The sequence below is a fragment of the Alloyangia pacifica genome (genome assembly GCF_900116195.1).
GTDB classification, from domain to species: Bacteria; Pseudomonadota; Alphaproteobacteria; order Rhodobacterales; family Rhodobacteraceae; genus Salipiger; species Salipiger pacificus.
On the sequence record NZ_FOZW01000002.1, the window covers coordinates 66,363 to 82,571 of the forward strand.

A 16,209-nucleotide genomic window follows, 5' to 3' on the forward strand; every position below is an offset into this window, starting at 1 on the left:
GACCCGCTCATGGGGGATACGTTGAAATAAACGATGCGGTGCACAGCCCCTCGGGGCCTCTCGGGATGGAGACGGATTGCCCCGGCCAGATGCCCGACCCTTCGAGCGTGGCGATCACCTTGACTGAAGGTCCGGGGTACGTCCGTCGGAACACGGCACCGGCTGCTTCGGAGGTTTCACCCGGCGCGGTCGGTGGCCTCGGACAGCGGCATTCGTCCCGCTTTCGCCACCATGACGCCCGAGCAGGTGTTGCAGCGGCTCGCGCGTCAGGCCGATCCGGTCGCCCCCTTTGGAAGTCGGGCACCTCATCGCTGGGCGGGAATCGAATTCTGCGCCCCATGATCCGCACGCCGGGGCGGGCGCGTGCGTTTAGGAAACCGTCAGCGCCCGCGGCGTCGATCTCGGTCAGGCGTTCGGAGGTGATCCATACGACTGACGGTTGCCGCGACGCTGTCAACGGCAGCCGGATCAAGTGGTCGCTGATCGTGGCGAATGACGCGACCTTTCCGTTGACGGCAGTCCGGCTCAGGCGGGCAGGTTGTCCGAGCTGAGGCAGGGGCACCCTGTCGGTTCTCGGGCACCAGACCTGCTCTGGGCGTCGAAATATGTCGGACCGTTCATGCCGCCTTTGTGCAGCGCGGCGATCAGCGCCGCCAGCGCCGGACGCGGCGCGGGTGAGGGCCCGCGCCGCGGCAGAGACGCATCAGGTCGGCGGTTGGTCGTGGTGCACCGGGCGGAAGCTGCCATGCTCGGCGACGATGGTCTCGAGGCCGAGCGCCTGCGCCGCGGCAACGCCTTCAGGCGCCACCACCATGGTGGTGCCCGAGCCGACAACGTCGCCTCTGCGCAGGATCGGCCGACCGCTGCCAAAGCTCAGAACCGGTTGCCTGCGGCCGAGATCGATGACGGTCACATCCGCATCCGCTCCGGGTGCCAGATGCCCCTTGCGAGCCGAAAGACCCATCATCCGGGCCGGCTCCGCCGAGGTCTTCAGCACGAATTCGGACAGGCTCAGCGCGTTGAGGTGCACCAGCGCAAGGCCGCGCTCGCAGAGGTCGTTGCGCGGCAGGCCGCCACCGTCGGTGGCCAGTGCATCGATTGCGAAGCGGCCGGTCTCGCGGCGCAGCAGCGCCAGCGTGATCGAGGTGTCGGCGGGGTTGACGAAATAGCTCATGCCGATGTCGGTCTCGGACTCGCGCCACGCGGCCACTGCGGTCTCGCCGGTTTCAAGCCGGGTGACGCCATCGGCGTAGACGTGGATATGCGCCCAGCCCTCGAGGATCGCCTGCTCCATGCCCTTGATGTCGGCGCTGTAGCCGCCGGCGATCAGGTTGCGCTGGGTGGCGACGCTTTCGGGGATGCCGTTGGCGCATTTCGCCGAGTTGCCGTTGATCGGGGCGAGGTAGCTCTCGGACCAGATGTTGGGATAGCGGGAGAGGATCTGCGCCGCCTCGTAGGCCTCGAGCACCGCGGGCCCCTGGAAGCCGCGAGAGTAGGCATTGACGTGCGGCATGTGCAGCGGATGGCCGCCCGCCAGCTCGCAGGCCTGCCGCAGACCGTCGAGGTTCTGCGGCGTGTCGAGCGTGCCGGCGTGGAAGGCGACATGCGCGCCTTCGCGGCCGCAGAGCTCGATGACGCGCCCCGAGGCCTCGGGGGTCAACGGGAAGTGCCCGCCCAGCACCTTGAGCCCCACCGCACCGGCGGCGCGGGCGCGGGCCAGCCCGGTCTCAAGCTCGGGCATCTCGGGATTGGTGGTGTCGACAGTGTGGCCGGGGCGCACGTAGTCGATGCAGGCCAGCGTGAGGCCGGTACCGGTGCGCGCCGCGATCTGCATGACGCTGTCGATCGGCCCGGCCATGTCGAGCGCGGTGGTCACCCCCGCCAGTGCCAGCATCCGGTGCCCGGCGCCGCCGCCCATCCAGCCCGATACGTGCACGTGCGAGTCGATCAGCCCGGGCAGAACGTGCAGTCCGGTGACATCCTCTTCGCGCGCGGCAGGGGCGCTGATCTGCGGCGCGACCTCGGCCACCTTGCCGCCCTCGAAGGCGACATCGGCGATGCCGTTCACGCCCGAGCGCGGGTCGCAGACGTGGCCGCCGCGCAGGATCAGGTCATAAGTCATCGTGTCTTTCCTTTCGCGCCCGTCCCCGCGGGGACAGAGCGGTCGATCAATCGGGGTTGGCGCGATGCGGCGCGCCGTCGTCGCCGCTGTGGCGGGCGAGGATATGGACGAAGATCACCACGATCATCAGCGGCACCGCGATGGCGACCCAGATGGTGTGGAAGGGCAGCGCCTCGGCCATGGTCTTGGTGTGCCGCAGCAGAAAGCCGCGCGCAGGGTTCATGCCGGGACCGACGAAACAGTAGAGCAGCACCGGGGCGAGGTAGACAAGGACCACCAGCGACCGCACCAGTTCGGCGGCGGTCTGCAGCCACGGCGGGCCGTTCTTGACACTGTTCATCAGGGCCGGATCGAAACGGCGCTTGAACGCCATGGTGGCGCCGATGAGGCCGGCCCAGATCATCGCGTAGCGCGCGACCTCCTCGGTCCAGGAGGGCGGCTGCTGGAAGATGTAGCGCGCCGCCACCTGAAGCAGCACCACGCCCACGAGCACGACCAGCGCGGTGAGTGTCACCGCGCTGGCTGCCCAATCCAGAACCCGGCTGATCCGGAGGATTGCGTTTTTCAGGGAGGTCATGACCGCTCCTGCTTACTCGGCCGCGGCCTTGGCGTCGGTCCAGAGCTGGAAGTCCTCTGCCGAGACCTGGGTCTCCCACAGCGGTGCGGCCATCTCGATCATCTTGTCGCGCTCACCCTCGGCCAGCGGGGTGATGGTCACGCCCAGCTCTTCCTGACGCTCGGCGATCTCGGTGGTCCACTCGGCGAGCCATGCGCGGTTGGCCTCGAGGCCGGCTTCGAGCGCGGCGTCGATCTGGCCCTGCTCTTCCTCGCTCAGGCTGCTGTACCAGTCATCCGACACCATGATGGCGCGGGTCGACGGGAAGAGGTCGGCCGGGGTGTAGTTGGTCAGGAAACCGGTGTGGCCGCCACGGATGGCCGAGCTCGGCGGGTTGAAGTAGCCGTCCGCGACGCCGGTCTGGATGGCATTGGCCACTTCCGCCCAGGCGATCACGGTGCCGTTCGAGCCGAGCGCTTCCATCAGGTTCAGCTGCTCGGGGTTCAGGGCGCGGAAACGCAGGTCGGCGAGATCGGCAACGGTCGAGACCGGCTTCTTGGCGTTGTGGATGCCCATCGGGGTGCCGATGAAGTTGATGCCGGCAAAACGCACGCCAAGGTCGAGCAGCGGCGCGCTGGCCTTCTCCATCATCATGTCCTCGGACATGATCTTGTCGAGCTGTTCGTTGCTGTCGAAGAAGAACGGCAGGGTCAGGCCCTTCAGGACGGGCGAGACCGAATAGGCGGTCGAGGCGGCGGCGAGGTTGATCTCGAGCAGGCCCGAAGACACCTGGTCGAGGCGCTCCTTTTCCTTGCCGAGGGTCTCCGACGGGTAGATCTCGACGGTGAAGTCGGTGCCTTCGAGCGCGTCGGCGAAGCCATGCGCGAAGGTGGCCTCGCCGCTGTTCGCCGGATCGTCGACCGAGTTCATGGCGATCTTGATTTCAGCGGCCTGGGCGCAGGTGACGCCAAGTGTCAGCGCGCTGGCGGTGAGCAGGGTTGCAAGGGTGTTCATCTGGGAGGTCTCCTTGTTGGTAGGGCTCTTGATTGGGAGGGATCAGCGCAGCCCGAGCGCCGTGGGAAGTGCGAGGGTGATGGCCGGGACGTAGGTGAGAACCAGCAGCAGAAGCAGCTCGGCGATCAGGAAGGGCATGGTGACCCGGATGAGCCGCCAGTAGTCGAGCTTGACCACCGTCGACAGGATCAGCAGCACCGCGCCGAGCGGCGGCGACAGCAGGCCGGCGGTGATGTTGAAGCAGATGACGATCGCCAGGTGGATCGGGTCGATCCCCATGGCCAGCGCGGCCGGCACGAAGATCGGGGCAAAGAGCGCCACCGCCGCCTTCACGTCCATCGCCATGCCCGCGCCGAGGAAGATCACGTTGATCAGCATCAGGTAGCCGAGCGGCCCGAGGCCCCAACCTTCGACCACGCTCTGGATCGCCTGCGGCCACTGCAGCAGCGCCGCGATGTAGGAGAAGGTCGAGATCGCGCAGAGCAGGATGAACAGGCCGCCGAGCATCACGCCGGTGCGCATCAGGCTGTCGAGGATGCCCCTGAGGTCGAGCTTACCGTAGCCGATGCCGATCAGCACGGCCGCCAGGACCGCCACACCCGCCGCCTCGGCCGGGGTCATGAAGCCGAAGAGCGTGCCGCCGAGAATGATCACCGGCAGCATCAGCGCCGGGATCGCGCGGATCAACGAGGGCAGGAACGGCGGCAGGTCCATGTCTGCGCCGCCGGGGTGATCGTCGCGATGGGCGTAATAGGCATTCATCGCCATCAGCATTGCGGCCAGCAGCAGGCCGGGCAGAATGCCGGCGGCGAAGAGCGCGGTGACGTTGGTCTCCATCAGCGCGCCGTAGAAGATCATGATCGACGACGGCGGGATGATCGGCCCGATGATGGACGAGGCCCCGGTGATCGCAGAGGCGTAGTCGCGGGTGTAGCCGCGGCGTTCCATCTCCGGCACCAGCGAGTTCCCGAGCGCCGCGGCGTCCGCGGTGGCGGAACCAGAGACCCCGGCAAAGAACACCGAGGTCACGACGTTCACATGGCCCAGCCCCCCCTTGAGACGCCCGAAGACCGACATGCTGAGATCGATCAGCGCAGAGGCGACGCCGCCGCGGTTCATCAGGTCTCCGGCGAGGATGAAGAGCGGCATGGCGAGAAAGGCGAAACTGTCCAGCTGGCTGAACAGGCGCTGCGGCAGAACGGCCATGAACTGGGACTTGTCGACGGCCCAGAAAGTCAGGATCGCCGAGGCGCCGATCAGATAGGCAATGGCAGACCCCGCGGCGAGCGCGACGGCGGTAAAGACGAGGATAAGGGAGACGGGCAAGGCGAAGTCCATGTGGGAGGCGAGTTCCCGGGACGCTGCAGAGCGGTGATGTGAAAGAAAATCCTCTAATACTTCACATAATATAACCCCCGCTTATACATTTCCGGATGAAGTGAGATAAGATGTTTTATTTCAATTGCTTGGGTGGAGAATTTCGGATTCTCCAAGTTCGAGCGGAATAGCGTTGATCCGGACGATCGCCGGTTCGATGGGCATCTCCTCTGGGGGTGTTTAAAAATCGGGCAGTCCGTCGACAAGTCTCGACAGCCATGCGCAGGAAACCTTCGACGCGGAGCGCTTTCACGGCAGCTGTTTGTACCCCGCGCCCCGGGGTCCATGCCGCCACGAATTGCCGTGGCTGTCCCATGCTCGCGGCGATCGAAGCGCGACGGCGCGCTGGAGCCGGCCACGCTGGACAGCGGGGGTCATTTGCCCGAGGGATGTGGCCCGGCCTGCGCAAGCCGGGCCGGCCCTGCTCCCAGCTCCGGTCATCAGGCGGGAGCCAGGGGGGCTTACATGTGGCGGCGGGTCAGTCGACCATGAAGAGCGTGGCTCCAGTTTCGGTGCGGGAGGAGTGCGGCTCGGCGTCGTCGGCCACCTGATAGCTCATGCCTTCGCGGACCTTGAGCACGCGCCCGTCCTTGAGGTGGGTATCCATGCCGCCCTTGATACAGAAGATCACGTGGCCCTTGGTGCACCAGTGATCGGAGACATAACCGGGGGAATGCTCGACGAGCCGAACACGGATGCGGTTTTCGCCTTCGCCGAAATATTGCACGCGCCACAGCGAGAAGCCTTCGTCACCTTCGTGGCGCTCGGGCTCGATCTGCGACCAGTCGGTGAGGGTGATGGCGAAGTCGGCAAGTTTCATGTCGGTCCTTTCTTGCAGTCGGGGCGGCGGTGGCGACCGGTGCGGTCGCACAGGCATGACCGCAGCCTTCCGTCGCGGCACTTAGGTCAGCAGAATGAGGAGAAGGTCAACGGGAATGCGGGAGTGCGGTAGTGCGACCGGCGCCGGGGGGCGCTCCTGGGGCGCGCGGAGCCGGTCTGACCCCGATGCCGCATCTGTGCGGGCTTTCGGCAGTCAATGTCCTCCCCGCGTGGCGCGGCCGACGACCCTGGTGCCCGGCTGGGTCGGCAACCTGCCTCTGCCGGGGAAGGGGGGAGCGGTGGCCTGCCGATCGATTGTCGATGCGCTGCGCGCGGATGTCCGGCCAGCGCAGGTGGCGAGGGAACTCTCGGCCAAGCGCCGAAACGAAGAGTTGTCACGGCAGGGTGCGCGCGACCCGCGCTCGGCGCTAGGTCCTTTCTCTTCCGGGCTGCATCCGCTAGGTCGAGGGTGACCCCTGCAACAGGAGCTGCACATGCTTCCCTGGGAGCTTCTAGCGACCGCGACCGCCCCCGAGGGCGACACGCTCCGGCTCTTCCGGCGCGGCGAGGAATACTCGATCCGCCTGAGCGATGGAAACGAACTGATGAACAGCCGCCTCGGTGGCTCCGAGGAGGCGCTGGCAACGCTCGCCTTCGACAAGCTCGCCGGCCGCACCGCACCGCGCGTGCTGATCGGTGGCCTCGGCATGGGCTTCACCCTGCGCGCGGCGCAGGCTGTGGCGCCCGAAGGCGGTCGTCTCGTGGTCTCGGAGATTGTGCCGGAACTGGTGGACTGGGCGCGGGGGCCAATGGCTCCGGTGTTCGGAGATTGCCTGTCCGATCCGCGTATCGAGATACGGGTGGGGGATGTTGCCACGGAGATCCGCGCGGCGCCCGGGGGCTTTGACGCCATCCTGCTCGACGTCGACAACGGCCCGGGCGGGCTGACCCGTGCGGGCAACGACACGCTTTACGGCGAGCGGGGCCTGCAGACGGCGCACGCCGCTCTCGCACCGGGCGGCGTGCTGGCGATCTGGTCGGCGCATCAGGACGAGGCCTTTACCCGCAGGCTCGGGCGCTGCGGTTTCGAGGCCCGCGCCCACATGGTGCGCGCCGGTCGCACGAAACGCGGCTCCCGGCACACGGTCTGGATCGCCCGGCGCGCGGTCCGCTAGCTCTGAGAGTGGGCAGGGGGCGGAAATGTCGCCCCCCGCGCCTTGCTCCTGCGGCTCAGTAGATGCGGTCGACCGGATGGCCGAGCGCCAGCGCACCGACATACTCCGCCTGTATTTCCTTCTGCAGCGGGTGGTAGCGGGCCGCCTGCACGTCGCGAAACAGCCGTTCAAGCTCCGCCTTGCGGTAGAACCCGGCACCTCCGGCCAGTTCCAGCGCCAGCTCGACCGTCCGGATGGCGTTCTCCTCGACCAGCCGGCGGCCGGTCATCACCTGGCCGACGGTCTCAGCCGAGGGCGCGTTCAACTCGCAGGTCGCCACCATGTGCTGATGCGCGAGCCGCGCCGAGGTGAGAGCCGTCTCCATCCGCCCGGCGCGGTCCCGTAGCAGCGCCGAGGCCGGACGCCGGGCCGCGATCTCCACGGCAAGATCGCGCGCGCGTTCGGCGACGCCGAGGTAGACCGCGTAGATCAGCGGAAAGGCGATCGTGCCCAGCATGAAGAAGACAGGGTGCCATTGCCCTTGCGGCCGCTTGACCGCGATCTTCTCGGCGGGAACGAACAGCCCCTCGATCATCACGTCATGGCTGCCCGTCCCGCGCATCCCGAGCGTGTGCCAGGTGTCGAGCACCGAGACCTCTGGCGCGGTCATGGGGCAGGGGAAGTGGAGGATGGTGCCGCCGTCTTCGGGCGAGACCGCGCTGGTCATCAGCAGATCGCCCGCGGGCGCGCCCGAGACGAACATCTTGCGCGCGGTGATCCGGTAGCCGCCCTCGACCGGCTCGGCCTTGCCGGAGCCGCCGATCCAGTCACCGCCGCCCGACGACAGGAGCACCAGCTTCTCGGCGGTCACGCGCTTCAGCAATGGCTCGGTCTTGTCGCGGGTCGCCTGTTGGTGGTGCCAGCGCCAGGCCGGAAACGCGACCTGATGGCTGTGCATCGACAGTGCCAGCGCCGTGGACGAGCAGCCATGCGCAATCCGCCTCAGCATGTCGGCGAGGGCGCGCACGTCCGCCCCGCCGCCGCCCAGTTCCGAGGGAACGCCGGCGTCAAGCAGCCCGGCCTCCGCCGCGCTCTTGTAGTTGTCGGCGACGAAGCTGTCGTCGTCGTCCCGGGCCTGCGCCGTCCGGGCGCAGCCCTGCGCGAACCGCTCGGCAATGGCTGCAAGGTCGTCTGCCTGCGGACGGTCCACCGTTTCGAGTGTGTCGATCTGGGTCATGTCGGGCTCCTTCCTTCCCTGAGGTGCCTTCAGCATGACGACCGGGCGCGCGTCGCGATAGTTCAGGAAATGTACCGGCTCTGTTATGATGCGCGGATGGAGATCACCAACCTCTATGGCCAGTTCTGCCCGATCGCGATGGCGTCAGAGGTTTTCTGCACGCGCTGGACGCCGCTCGTGGTGCGCGAGCTTCTCTGCGGCTCGACGCGCTTCAACGATATTCGCAAGGGCGTTCCGAAGATGTCTCCTAGCCTTTTGTCGAAGAGGCTCAAGGAGTTGGAGCTTGCGGGGGTGATCCGGGCGGAGCCGGGCCCGCGCGGCACGCAGGAATATCACCTGACGCCCGCCGGCGAGGAACTGCGCCCGATCGTGATGGGCATCGGCAGCTGGGGGCAGCGCTGGGTCGAGTCGCGCCTGTCACTGCGTAACCTCGACCCCTCGCTGCTGATGTGGGACATCAGGCGGAATTTCGACCCGGATCCGCGCCCCGACAGCCGCTGCACGATTCAGTTTCTGTACCCCGATATCGGAGAAAATCTGCGCGACTGGTGGCTCGTTGTCGGTGCCGAGGACACGGATCTGTGCAAGTTCGATCCCGGGTACGAGATCGACATCCTCGTCACTGCCGACCTCAGGGCCATGACCTCTGTCTGGATGGGGCTGTCGAAGCTACGTGACGAGATCGATGGCGGCCACATCCGGATCGATGCGGTGCCGGAACTCGAGGCGCGGCTGAAGTCCTGGTTGAAGCTGAGCGTCTTCGCGCCGCAGCCTCGCATGGCGCAGTAGCACGGACCCGGCCCGCCAGTGCGGTCGGGTCAGCCGGGGCGCAGTGCTTGGCTCGCGCGGGGGTGGTCCGGACCTTCTTGCGATGGTCTTGTGGGCTTTGAGGCCGAGCCGCTGTTTGACAAGCCGCCTGCAGTCGGCGATCCACCCTTGGGTATCCGCGGTCGCCGCATCCCCGACTTTCAGCGGGGGAGACATCATCGCGTGGAGCAAATGGGCCCTGCGGTGTGCATGTCATGCAGCCGGCGGGCTCTCCGGAAGCGTCGGCGAGCGGGGGGAGGGACGTAGGCTCGCTGATATGGGTATTTTCGGGATATCGCCGTGCAGCGCCAGCGCCAGGGGGAATTGTCCGGTCTATTAACGCAAGGGCACATCAATCTGGCGCTCCGGGCGCAATGGGTGATGGATGAACCACACGTTCCAGAAGTGATTTGCTTTCTTGAATATTTGACGTGTTGGAGGGCTTTAAAAGAAATATTCTGGATACATCTAATGTGATTTTATTCGCTCGGGTCTGGTGTTGAAAAAATCCCTCATGTTTGATTCAACAACTGTATCTTTTTGATAAAATATGGACGTCCAAGGGTATCGTGTTGCACAAGAGTTCCTGTGCGCACGTGGTGTTTTTTTGAGTTGGGTGCATGTGGATAGTGAGGCTAATGGCAGTGCTGTGGCTTCTGGCACCGTCATTCGCGCGGGCCGGAGGTATCGAGCTGCTGCTTTTTGACGCGAAGACACAGCAGAAATTTGCGGGCTGCCTGACCTGCGACCGCGCCGAGCCAGAGGCAGTCTGCAACGATCTGGGCGATTACGGATCACGACTGATGGCCAATAGCATTTGGAATATGCATGGGGCATTCGGGTCGAAATACAGCGAGGACAGTCCCTGGAATGACGCGGGCGAAGGCTTGGTCATCGTTGACGAGAAAGGAAAATTCTACGGCCGCTTCACTCGGAATGCGGAGGCCAACCGCGGCCAGCCGGTGATCGCATCTGCGCGATATATCATGAGCCTCTACGAGAAATACACCGATCTCTCCGTCGTCAGGGACCTGCTCTGCGAGAGGTAAATCTTCGGCCGCATGTGAGCCTGACCGGCGGTCGGCGACGGCGCAGCACGCGTTCGCGAACCGTTTGGTCCTGAAGCGACGCGCGATCTCCGCACCGCCAAAGCTGTTCCGGACCTTGAGCCTTTGGGGAAATACGCCTTGACTGCCCAAGGCAGCCAAGGCGGAAGCTGATAAAATGGGATGCTACGCCACCACTCACGGAACTCACTCACAAGCCACTCGTTACCTGACGTTGCGGCGACTCGGTAGCACGGGGGCAAACGACCTCCAAGAGTTTATCATTTCGATAAAGTCATTTCTGACCGGAAGCGTGACATTGTTGACCTGGCCGCCGCACTGTAGGATGAGTGTTCGGATGGACAAGCTTAGCTCAATTCTGCACCTGCGCGAGATGCTGCGGCAGCTCGAACGCGACGTCGGCCTCGAGGACCTCAGCCGTTTCGAGCGTGACGTCCTGCTGGCTGCGCATGGGCTTTGCGAGCGCCCAGGCGACGTGATCAGCTCGGAGCAGATTCGCGAGCATGCTCTCGTCCGGTCGGCAGCGCAGGCGACGTTCTACCGTGCCCTGCGCACCTTGCTTGCGCGCGGACTGCTCGAGCGGGCCGCCGACACCAAGGCCAAATCCTACATCGTGCGCAGCGATCTGGTCGGCGCGCCGCTGCCGCTGCGCTGATCCGCGCCACACAGAAACGGTCGCACCGATGAGCCCCGCACGCCCCTCGCGAAACGCCCTCGATGCGCTACGAGCCTTCACGCTGATCCCCGGGGTGGCGGCGTGACCGCTGCGTTGAACATGGCGGTGGTGGTGCTGGCCTACATCCTCGCGCACGGGCTGACGGCGATGCTCGTCACGCCCTTGCAGATGCGGTTTCTGCCCGATGTGACCGCATTCGCCAGCCTCGTCTACCTGCCGCACGGGGTGCGCGTGCTGTCGACATGGCTGATGGGAAAGGTGGCTTTCTTGCCGCTTTGCGTCGGCGCCTTCCTCTCGGAAGTGCTCTTCACGCCCGCCGAGCTGCGCGTGGCGATGGAGCCGGTGATCCTTCTGTCGATCGCGGTGGGGGCCGCCTCGGCGTTGCTGGCCTTTGAGGCGGTCGCGCTGGCAGGGCATCGGATCTATGCCAGGCAGCAGGCGGTTATCCATTGGAAGTGGCTTCTTCTGGCGGGGACGGTGGCATCGGTCATCAATTCCGTCGGGCAGTCGCTTGTCTTCTCGGGAGCGGTGCTGCCCGATCATTCCTATGCGGTGCTGACGGTCTACGCGGTCGGTGACCTGATCGGCCTGATTGTCACCACTTTTGTGCTGATGTTCGTCTTCCGCTGGCTCCGCGTCCTGTCCGCCGCGCGGTGAACAGGCGCTCGGGCACGGACACGCTGCGCTTGACGGTGGTCGAGCTCAGGCAAGCCCGGCAATCGTGCGCGAAACCAGATCGCGGACCCAGCGCATTACGGCGGACTGATGGGTCCGGGCGCTCCAGACCATCTTGACCTCGATCGTCGAGACGACCGGACAGTCGACGATGGCCAGCGACGGGTCCTGCAGGATCGCCAGCCGCCGCGGGACCGTCGCCACGAGGTCCGACCCCGCCACCAGCCTGTCGATTCCCGCCGGGCTGGGCACTCGCAGCGCCACAGACAGGCTGTGCCCCGCAGCCTCGATCTCGCTCACGTAGGGAGAAACCCAGCGCCCGCCGTAGGTGATGAAGATGTGCTCGAAATCCAGATATTGCTGCAATGTGGGCGTCCGGCCGGCGGCGGGATGGGCGCTGTCCATCAGGCAGGCGTAGCGATCGGTGAGCACCATGCGCTCGTAGAAGGAGGCATCCTGCCGCCGGTAGGGGCCGATGAGCAGGTCGGCCTCGCCGTCGAGCAGGCGTTGGTGGCCCTGTCCGGAGGCATCCACGACCTCGATCTGCAGGCGCGGAGCCTCGCGCCGGAGGTTGGTGATGATCGGCGGGATCATGAAGCTGCGCTCGTAGTAGTTGCAGGCGATCGTGACCCTGTCACCTGCCGTGGCCGGGTCGAACGCGGGACGGGCGCGGATCGTGTCGAACCCCGCAATAAGGTCAACCGCATAGGCCACAACCTCCTCGCAGCGGGGGGTCGGCAGCGTGCGGCCGGCCTCGCGCACGAAGAGCGGATCGTCGAAGACCTTGCGCAGCTTCTCGATGGCATAGCTCACCATCGACTGGCTGGTCCCGAGCACCTCGGCGGCGCGGCTGAACGAGCGCTCGCGGTGGACCACGCTGAGCACGTGGAAACTGCGAAAATCCAGCTGTTGGGGGTCGATCATCGGGGCCTCCTCTCTGCATCCGGCCTAACTCTATCGAATTTTCAGATCAATGATATCGTAACGATCAGGTTGCGCGATGGGCGCGGCCTATGGCCTCTTGCCGGAAGCACGTTCTTTGGGAGGAGGCGTCAACCATGCCACTGGCACCAGTTGATGAGACTGTTTCAATCGGGGATCTGGTTCGCGACCCCTATCCGATATATCGCCGCATGCGGGCCGAGACGCCCGTGGTCCGGGTGCCCTCGGTCAAGCGCACGTTCCTGACCAAGGCCGCCCACACCAAGATGGTGAAGGACGATGTGGTTCGGTTCAGCTCGAACGATCCCACCACGCCGATGGAGCCGGCCTTCCGGGCGCACACGCTGATGCGCAAGGACGGCGAGGAACACCGCCGCGAGCGCATGGCTATGCAGAAGGCCTTCACGCCCAAGGTCATCAAGACCAATTGGGCACAGCTCTACCGCGACATCACCGACCGCTACCTCGACCGGCTGCCGCGCGGCGAGACGGTGGATCTCTACAGCGAGATTTGTGCCCCGGTCTCGGCGCGCATCCTGACCCATATCCTCGGCCTCGAAGGGGCCAGCGACGAGGAGATGATGCGCTGGTCGCAGCAGCTCATCGACGGCGCGGGCAATTTCGGCTGGGATCCCAAGCTTTTCGAGATCACCGACAAGGCGAACGACGAGATGGATGTGCATATCGCGGCCTGCGCCGAGCGGCTGCGGGCCGAGCCCAACGACTCGGCTCTGTCGCTGATGGTCAATGCGGCGGACCCGATCCCGTGGAGCCAGATCGTCGCCAATATCAAGATCGCCATCGGCGGCGGCATCAACGAGCCGCGCGACGCCATGGCGACCATCGTCTACGGGCTGCTGACCAACCCCGATCAGCTCGAGGAAGTCCGCCGGCAGGAAGCCTGGGGCGCGGCCTTCGAGGAGGGCATACGCTGGGTGGCACCGATTCAGGCCTCGTCGCGGCTGGTCATGGAAGACACCGAGATTGGCGGCATCGACATTCCCAAAGGGGATATCGTGATGAGCATCCAGGCCTCTGCGAACCGCGACGAGGAGTTGTTCGAGGAGGGCGAAGACTACCACGTCTTCCGCGACAAGAACCCGCATCAGGCTTTTGGCACCGGCCCGCACCATTGCGCCGGGGCGCATATCGCGCGCCGCACCGTGGGCGAGATCATGATGCCGGAGCTTTTCGAGCGCTTCCCGAACATGAGCCTGCCGGACCCCGAGGCGATCGTCTGGCACGGCTTCGGCTTCCGCGGGCCGCTCAGTATGCCGGTGACGCTCAACTGAGCGGGGCAAGTTTCTAGGAGGAGGAACTCATGGTCAAGGTGACCTATGTCGCGGCCGATGGCACGCGCACCGATGTCGATGCCGAACCCGGCAGCAACGTGATGCAGACCGCGCTCGACAATGATGTCGACGGGATCGTCGGCGAATGCGGCGGGGCGATGATGTGCGCCACCTGCCATTGCTACGTCGACGAGGACTGGACCGGGGCCACCGGTGCCCGCAACGACGGCGAGGACGACATGCTCGATTGCGCCGCCGATGAGGTGAAACCGAGCTCGCGCCTGTCGTGCCAGATCAAGCTCACCGAGGCGCTCGACGGGCTGGTCGTGCACCTGCCCGAGGAGCAGGCCTGAGCGATGCAGGACATCGTCATCATCGGCGCGGGGCAGGGCGGCTTGCAGGCGGGCATGAGCCTGCGGCAGGACGGTTTCGAGGGCAACATAACGCTGATCGGTGCCGAGCCGGGACTGCCCTACCAGCGCCCGCCGCTGTCCAAGGCCTATCTGAAGTCCGGTGATGCGGGCGCGCTGCAGCTGCGCCCCGAGAGCTTCTTCGAGAAGAAGCAGATCACGCTGGTCAGCGGCACCCTGGTCGACCGCATCGACCGGGATGCAAGGACCGTTCAGGCGGGGCAGCGGGTGTTCTCCTACGACCACCTGATCCTTGCCACGGGCACGCGCAACCTGCGCCCGCCGATCCCTGGCGCGGAGCTGGCGCTCGACCTGCGCACGCTGGAAGATGCGGCGCGGCTGCGCGACGCGCTCGACAGGCCGATGCGCTGCGCGGTCATCGGCGGCGGCTTCATCGGGCTTGAATTTGCTGCCGTGGCGCGGGCCCTCGGGCACGAGGTGACCGTCGCCGAGGCGGCGCCCCGGCTGATGGCCCGGGCGGTCTCGCCGGAAACCTCGGAGCGCTTTCTCCGGATGCACCGGGACATGGGCACGGAAGTCCTGCTTGGCGATCCGGTCTGCGAGGTGCGGGCGGACGGCATTTCGCTGGCGGGCGGCACCCGGATCGCGGCGGACCTGGTGCTGATGGCTGCCGGGGTGACCCCCAACACCGAGCTCGCTGCAGCGGCGGGGCTCGCGGTGGACAACGGCGTGGTGGTGGACGCGCATATGCTGACCGCGGATCCGGGGATCTCGGCCCTCGGCGACTGCGCCGTCTTCCCCGACCCGGCCACCGGACGCCCGGTGCGGCTGGAGTCGGTGCAGGCGGCCACGGACCACGCGCGGCTCATATCGAAGCGGCTGACGGGCAAGGCGGAAGCGCCCTACGATGCGGTGCCGTGGTTCTGGTCGGATCAGGCCGACAGCAAGCTGCAGATCGCCGGTCTCGCGGCCGCCGGGGACGCCACGGTGACGCGCGCGGACGGGGCCATCTTCCGCTTTGCCGGGGACCGGCTCTCGGCGGTCGAGACGGTGAACGACGCGCGCACGCACATGCTGTCACGCAAGCGGCTCGCGGGAGCCCCGGTACTGCGGCGGGATCTGGAAGCGGCAGGCTTTGATCTGGCGGAGGTCTGATGCGGCAGTGCCGCTTCGGTCGCGCGGTCCGGAGGGCAGATCCCCGGCGGAAAAGTCGCTGTAGAGGTCCGGACGCGTCCGGCTGCCGCCCACCAGTCGTTTGGCGATAAAGCGCACCACGTAGCCCCCGAAGTCGGCGTGCAGGCCGAAAGTCCACATGAGACAGGCTCCGTCGAGCGCGACCACGCGGCAGGGCGGGCGGCAGATCGCGGTGGGGGCGTGCCTTGCCGCGTCCGAACAGGGCCATTTCCCCGAAAAGCGCATCTTGGCCAAGAGTGATGTCCAATGCGGGCGACTCGATCTCTCCCTCCTCCAGCAGGTAGACGTGATCGAGAGGTCTCCACGCAGGAAGATCAGCTGCCCGGGCGCAAAGGCCATGAGAGTGTCCTCTGGCGCGGTAGGCTCCGGAGCGCGGTTCACCGAGGGCATGCCGACATTGCGATCGCCGGCGAGCAGCAGCGCGCAGAGCCAGCCTGTAACATCGAACCAGGACATCGGATTTCCTTTCCGGCGTCGGGTCTGACGCGGGTATCCCGCACGTCCGGCGGTTGCACATACGGCTTTTGTGAGCGTCAGTCCGGAGGCGCGGCCATGGCCCCCGCCCCCGAGCTGCGAAAGAGGTTGCCGCACCAGAACTTCTTTCATCCGGCTGCCATGGCAGCGGGGCGGTGCGCCTGCCGCTCCGGGAGCTGACGGCAGGCGGCAGGCTGTGCGCTACCGTCAGGCTCTGCCCCGGCCCGGTGCGGGCAGGCAGTCATTGTCGAGACTGCACCCCCGCGGGATAGCCTACTGCGGGTCACGCAGCGCGCACGGTAGGGGGGCTTGATCATGGGGGCGGCTGCGGGGATGCAGATCGCGCCGACATGCGGGTGGCGGCACCGCGCGCACAGCACCTGCGCTTCGGCAAACAGGCCCGTGGCTTGCGGGGTGGCCTCTGCAATGACT

16 protein-coding genes are annotated in these 16,209 nt (G+C 66.2%); 8 read left to right on the forward strand and 8 right to left on the reverse strand.

Features of this window, described 5'->3' with window-relative positions:
• Positions 1-703: 703 nt before the first annotated feature.
• The 5 genes from BM397_RS04710 to BM397_RS04730 all read right to left on the reverse strand — a co-directional run bounded on the left by BM397_RS04710 (position 704) and on the right by BM397_RS04730 (position 5,889).
• Positions 704-2,122 (reverse strand): amidohydrolase family protein, encoded by a 1,419-nt coding sequence (locus tag BM397_RS04710; protein WP_092419089.1) that lies wholly within the window; start codon positions 2,120-2,122, stop codon positions 704-706.
• A 46-nt stretch (positions 2,123-2,168) separates the two neighbouring features.
• A complete protein-coding gene (locus BM397_RS04715) occupies positions 2,169-2,699 on the reverse strand; it encodes a TRAP transporter small permease (RefSeq protein WP_092419091.1) in 531 nt (176 codons plus the stop codon).
• A gap of 12 nt (positions 2,700-2,711) precedes the next feature.
• Positions 2,712-3,692, reverse strand: coding sequence for a TRAP transporter substrate-binding protein (locus BM397_RS04720; RefSeq protein WP_092419093.1), 981 nt, complete (start codon positions 3,690-3,692; stop codon positions 2,712-2,714).
• 42 nt (positions 3,693-3,734) lie between these two features.
• Positions 3,735-5,018, reverse strand: coding sequence for a TRAP transporter large permease (locus BM397_RS04725; protein ID WP_245695927.1), 1,284 nt, complete (start codon positions 5,016-5,018; stop codon positions 3,735-3,737).
• 529 nt (positions 5,019-5,547) lie between these two features.
• Positions 5,548-5,889: a DHCW motif cupin fold protein gene (locus BM397_RS04730; protein WP_092419097.1), complete on the reverse strand. Its 342-nt coding sequence runs from the start codon at positions 5,887-5,889 to the stop codon at positions 5,548-5,550.
• A gap of 493 nt (positions 5,890-6,382) precedes the next feature.
• On the opposite strand from BM397_RS04730, the gene BM397_RS04735 reads away from it, so the two are divergent.
• The gene (locus BM397_RS04735; RefSeq protein ID WP_092419099.1) at positions 6,383-7,063 is read left to right on the forward strand and encodes a spermidine synthase; all 681 of its coding nucleotides are present in this window, start codon (positions 6,383-6,385) and stop codon (positions 7,061-7,063) included.
• Between the two features lie 55 nt (positions 7,064-7,118).
• Here the strand turns inward: BM397_RS04735 and BM397_RS04740 are convergent, their stop codons facing one another.
• Positions 7,119-8,279, reverse strand: coding sequence for an acyl-CoA dehydrogenase family protein (locus BM397_RS04740; protein WP_092419101.1), 1,161 nt, complete (start codon positions 8,277-8,279; stop codon positions 7,119-7,121).
• Positions 8,280-8,375: 96 nt separating this feature from the next.
• On the opposite strand from BM397_RS04740, the gene BM397_RS04745 reads away from it, so the two are divergent.
• The 4 genes from BM397_RS04745 to BM397_RS04760 all read left to right on the forward strand — a co-directional run bounded on the left by BM397_RS04745 (position 8,376) and on the right by BM397_RS04760 (position 11,486).
• Positions 8,376-9,068 carry a winged helix-turn-helix transcriptional regulator gene (locus tag BM397_RS04745; RefSeq protein WP_245695928.1) on the forward strand — a complete coding sequence of 231 codons (693 nt, stop codon included), beginning with the start codon at positions 8,376-8,378 and terminating at the stop codon, positions 9,066-9,068.
• A 656-nt stretch (positions 9,069-9,724) separates the two neighbouring features.
• Complete coding sequence (locus BM397_RS04750) at positions 9,725-10,135, forward strand: hypothetical protein (RefSeq protein WP_092419103.1); 411 nt, start codon at positions 9,725-9,727, stop codon at positions 10,133-10,135.
• Between the two features lie 355 nt (positions 10,136-10,490).
• A complete protein-coding gene (locus BM397_RS04755) occupies positions 10,491-10,808 on the forward strand; it encodes a hypothetical protein (RefSeq protein ID WP_092419105.1) in 318 nt (105 codons plus the stop codon).
• A gap of 120 nt (positions 10,809-10,928) precedes the next feature.
• Positions 10,929-11,486 carry a hypothetical protein gene (locus BM397_RS04760; protein ID WP_092419107.1) on the forward strand — a complete coding sequence of 186 codons (558 nt, stop codon included), beginning with the start codon at positions 10,929-10,931 and terminating at the stop codon, positions 11,484-11,486.
• A gap of 45 nt (positions 11,487-11,531) precedes the next feature.
• Here BM397_RS04760 and BM397_RS04765 read toward each other — a convergent pair whose 3' ends face one another.
• On the reverse strand, positions 11,532-12,428 hold the full coding sequence (locus BM397_RS04765; protein WP_092419109.1) for a LysR family transcriptional regulator: 897 nt from the start codon (positions 12,426-12,428) through the stop codon (positions 11,532-11,534).
• A 134-nt stretch (positions 12,429-12,562) separates the two neighbouring features.
• Between BM397_RS04765 and BM397_RS04770 the strand changes: the two genes are divergently transcribed.
• The 3 genes from BM397_RS04770 to BM397_RS04780 are packed head-to-tail and all read left to right on the forward strand — an operon-like array spanning position 12,563 to position 15,264.
• Positions 12,563-13,738, forward strand: a complete 1,176-nt coding sequence (locus BM397_RS04770; protein ID WP_092419111.1) for a cytochrome P450 — start codon at positions 12,563-12,565, stop codon at positions 13,736-13,738.
• A 29-nt stretch (positions 13,739-13,767) separates the two neighbouring features.
• Positions 13,768-14,091, forward strand: a complete 324-nt coding sequence (locus BM397_RS04775; protein ID WP_092419113.1) for a 2Fe-2S iron-sulfur cluster-binding protein — start codon at positions 13,768-13,770, stop codon at positions 14,089-14,091.
• Positions 14,092-14,094: 3 nt separating this feature from the next.
• Entirely contained in the window at positions 14,095-15,264 is a 1,170-nt protein-coding gene (locus BM397_RS04780; RefSeq protein ID WP_092419115.1) for an NAD(P)/FAD-dependent oxidoreductase, read from the forward strand.
• Here BM397_RS04780 and BM397_RS28905 read toward each other — a convergent pair.
• On the reverse strand, positions 15,187-15,759 hold the full coding sequence (locus tag BM397_RS28905) for a hypothetical protein (RefSeq protein ID WP_143015319.1): 573 nt from the start codon (positions 15,757-15,759) through the stop codon (positions 15,187-15,189). The genes BM397_RS04780 and BM397_RS28905 overlap by 78 nt on opposite strands.
• Positions 15,760-16,209 lie beyond the last annotated feature (450 nt).

Excerpts from the sequence above, each read along its gene's own strand:
- BM397_RS04710 (WP_092419089.1), bottom strand. The coding sequence starts at position 2,122 with ATGACTTATGACCTGATCCTGCGCGGCGGCCACGTCTGCGACCCGCGC.
- BM397_RS04715 (WP_092419091.1), bottom strand. The coding sequence starts at position 2,699 with ATGACCTCCCTGAAAAACGCAATCCTCCGGATCAGCCGGGTTCTGGAT.
- BM397_RS04720 (WP_092419093.1), bottom strand. The coding sequence starts at position 3,692 with ATGAACACCCTTGCAACCCTGCTCACCGCCAGCGCGCTGACACTTGGC.
- BM397_RS04730 (WP_092419097.1), bottom strand. The coding sequence starts at position 5,889 with ATGAAACTTGCCGACTTCGCCATCACCCTCACCGACTGGTCGCAGATC.
- BM397_RS04735 (WP_092419099.1), top strand. The coding sequence starts at position 6,383 with ATGCTTCCCTGGGAGCTTCTAGCGACCGCGACCGCCCCCGAGGGCGAC.
- BM397_RS04740 (WP_092419101.1), bottom strand. The coding sequence starts at position 8,279 with ATGACCCAGATCGACACACTCGAAACGGTGGACCGTCCGCAGGCAGAC.
- BM397_RS04745 (WP_245695928.1), top strand. The coding sequence starts at position 8,376 with ATGGAGATCACCAACCTCTATGGCCAGTTCTGCCCGATCGCGATGGCG.
- BM397_RS04750 (WP_092419103.1), top strand. The coding sequence starts at position 9,725 with ATGGCAGTGCTGTGGCTTCTGGCACCGTCATTCGCGCGGGCCGGAGGT.
- BM397_RS04755 (WP_092419105.1), top strand. The coding sequence starts at position 10,491 with ATGGACAAGCTTAGCTCAATTCTGCACCTGCGCGAGATGCTGCGGCAG.
- BM397_RS04760 (WP_092419107.1), top strand. The coding sequence starts at position 10,929 with ATGGCGGTGGTGGTGCTGGCCTACATCCTCGCGCACGGGCTGACGGCG.
- BM397_RS04765 (WP_092419109.1), bottom strand. The coding sequence starts at position 12,428 with ATGATCGACCCCCAACAGCTGGATTTTCGCAGTTTCCACGTGCTCAGC.
- BM397_RS04770 (WP_092419111.1), top strand. The coding sequence starts at position 12,563 with ATGCCACTGGCACCAGTTGATGAGACTGTTTCAATCGGGGATCTGGTT.
- BM397_RS04775 (WP_092419113.1), top strand. The coding sequence starts at position 13,768 with ATGGTCAAGGTGACCTATGTCGCGGCCGATGGCACGCGCACCGATGTC.
- BM397_RS04780 (WP_092419115.1), top strand. The coding sequence starts at position 14,095 with ATGCAGGACATCGTCATCATCGGCGCGGGGCAGGGCGGCTTGCAGGCG.
- BM397_RS28905 (WP_143015319.1), bottom strand. The coding sequence starts at position 15,759 with ATGTCCTGGTTCGATGTTACAGGCTGGCTCTGCGCGCTGCTGCTCGCC.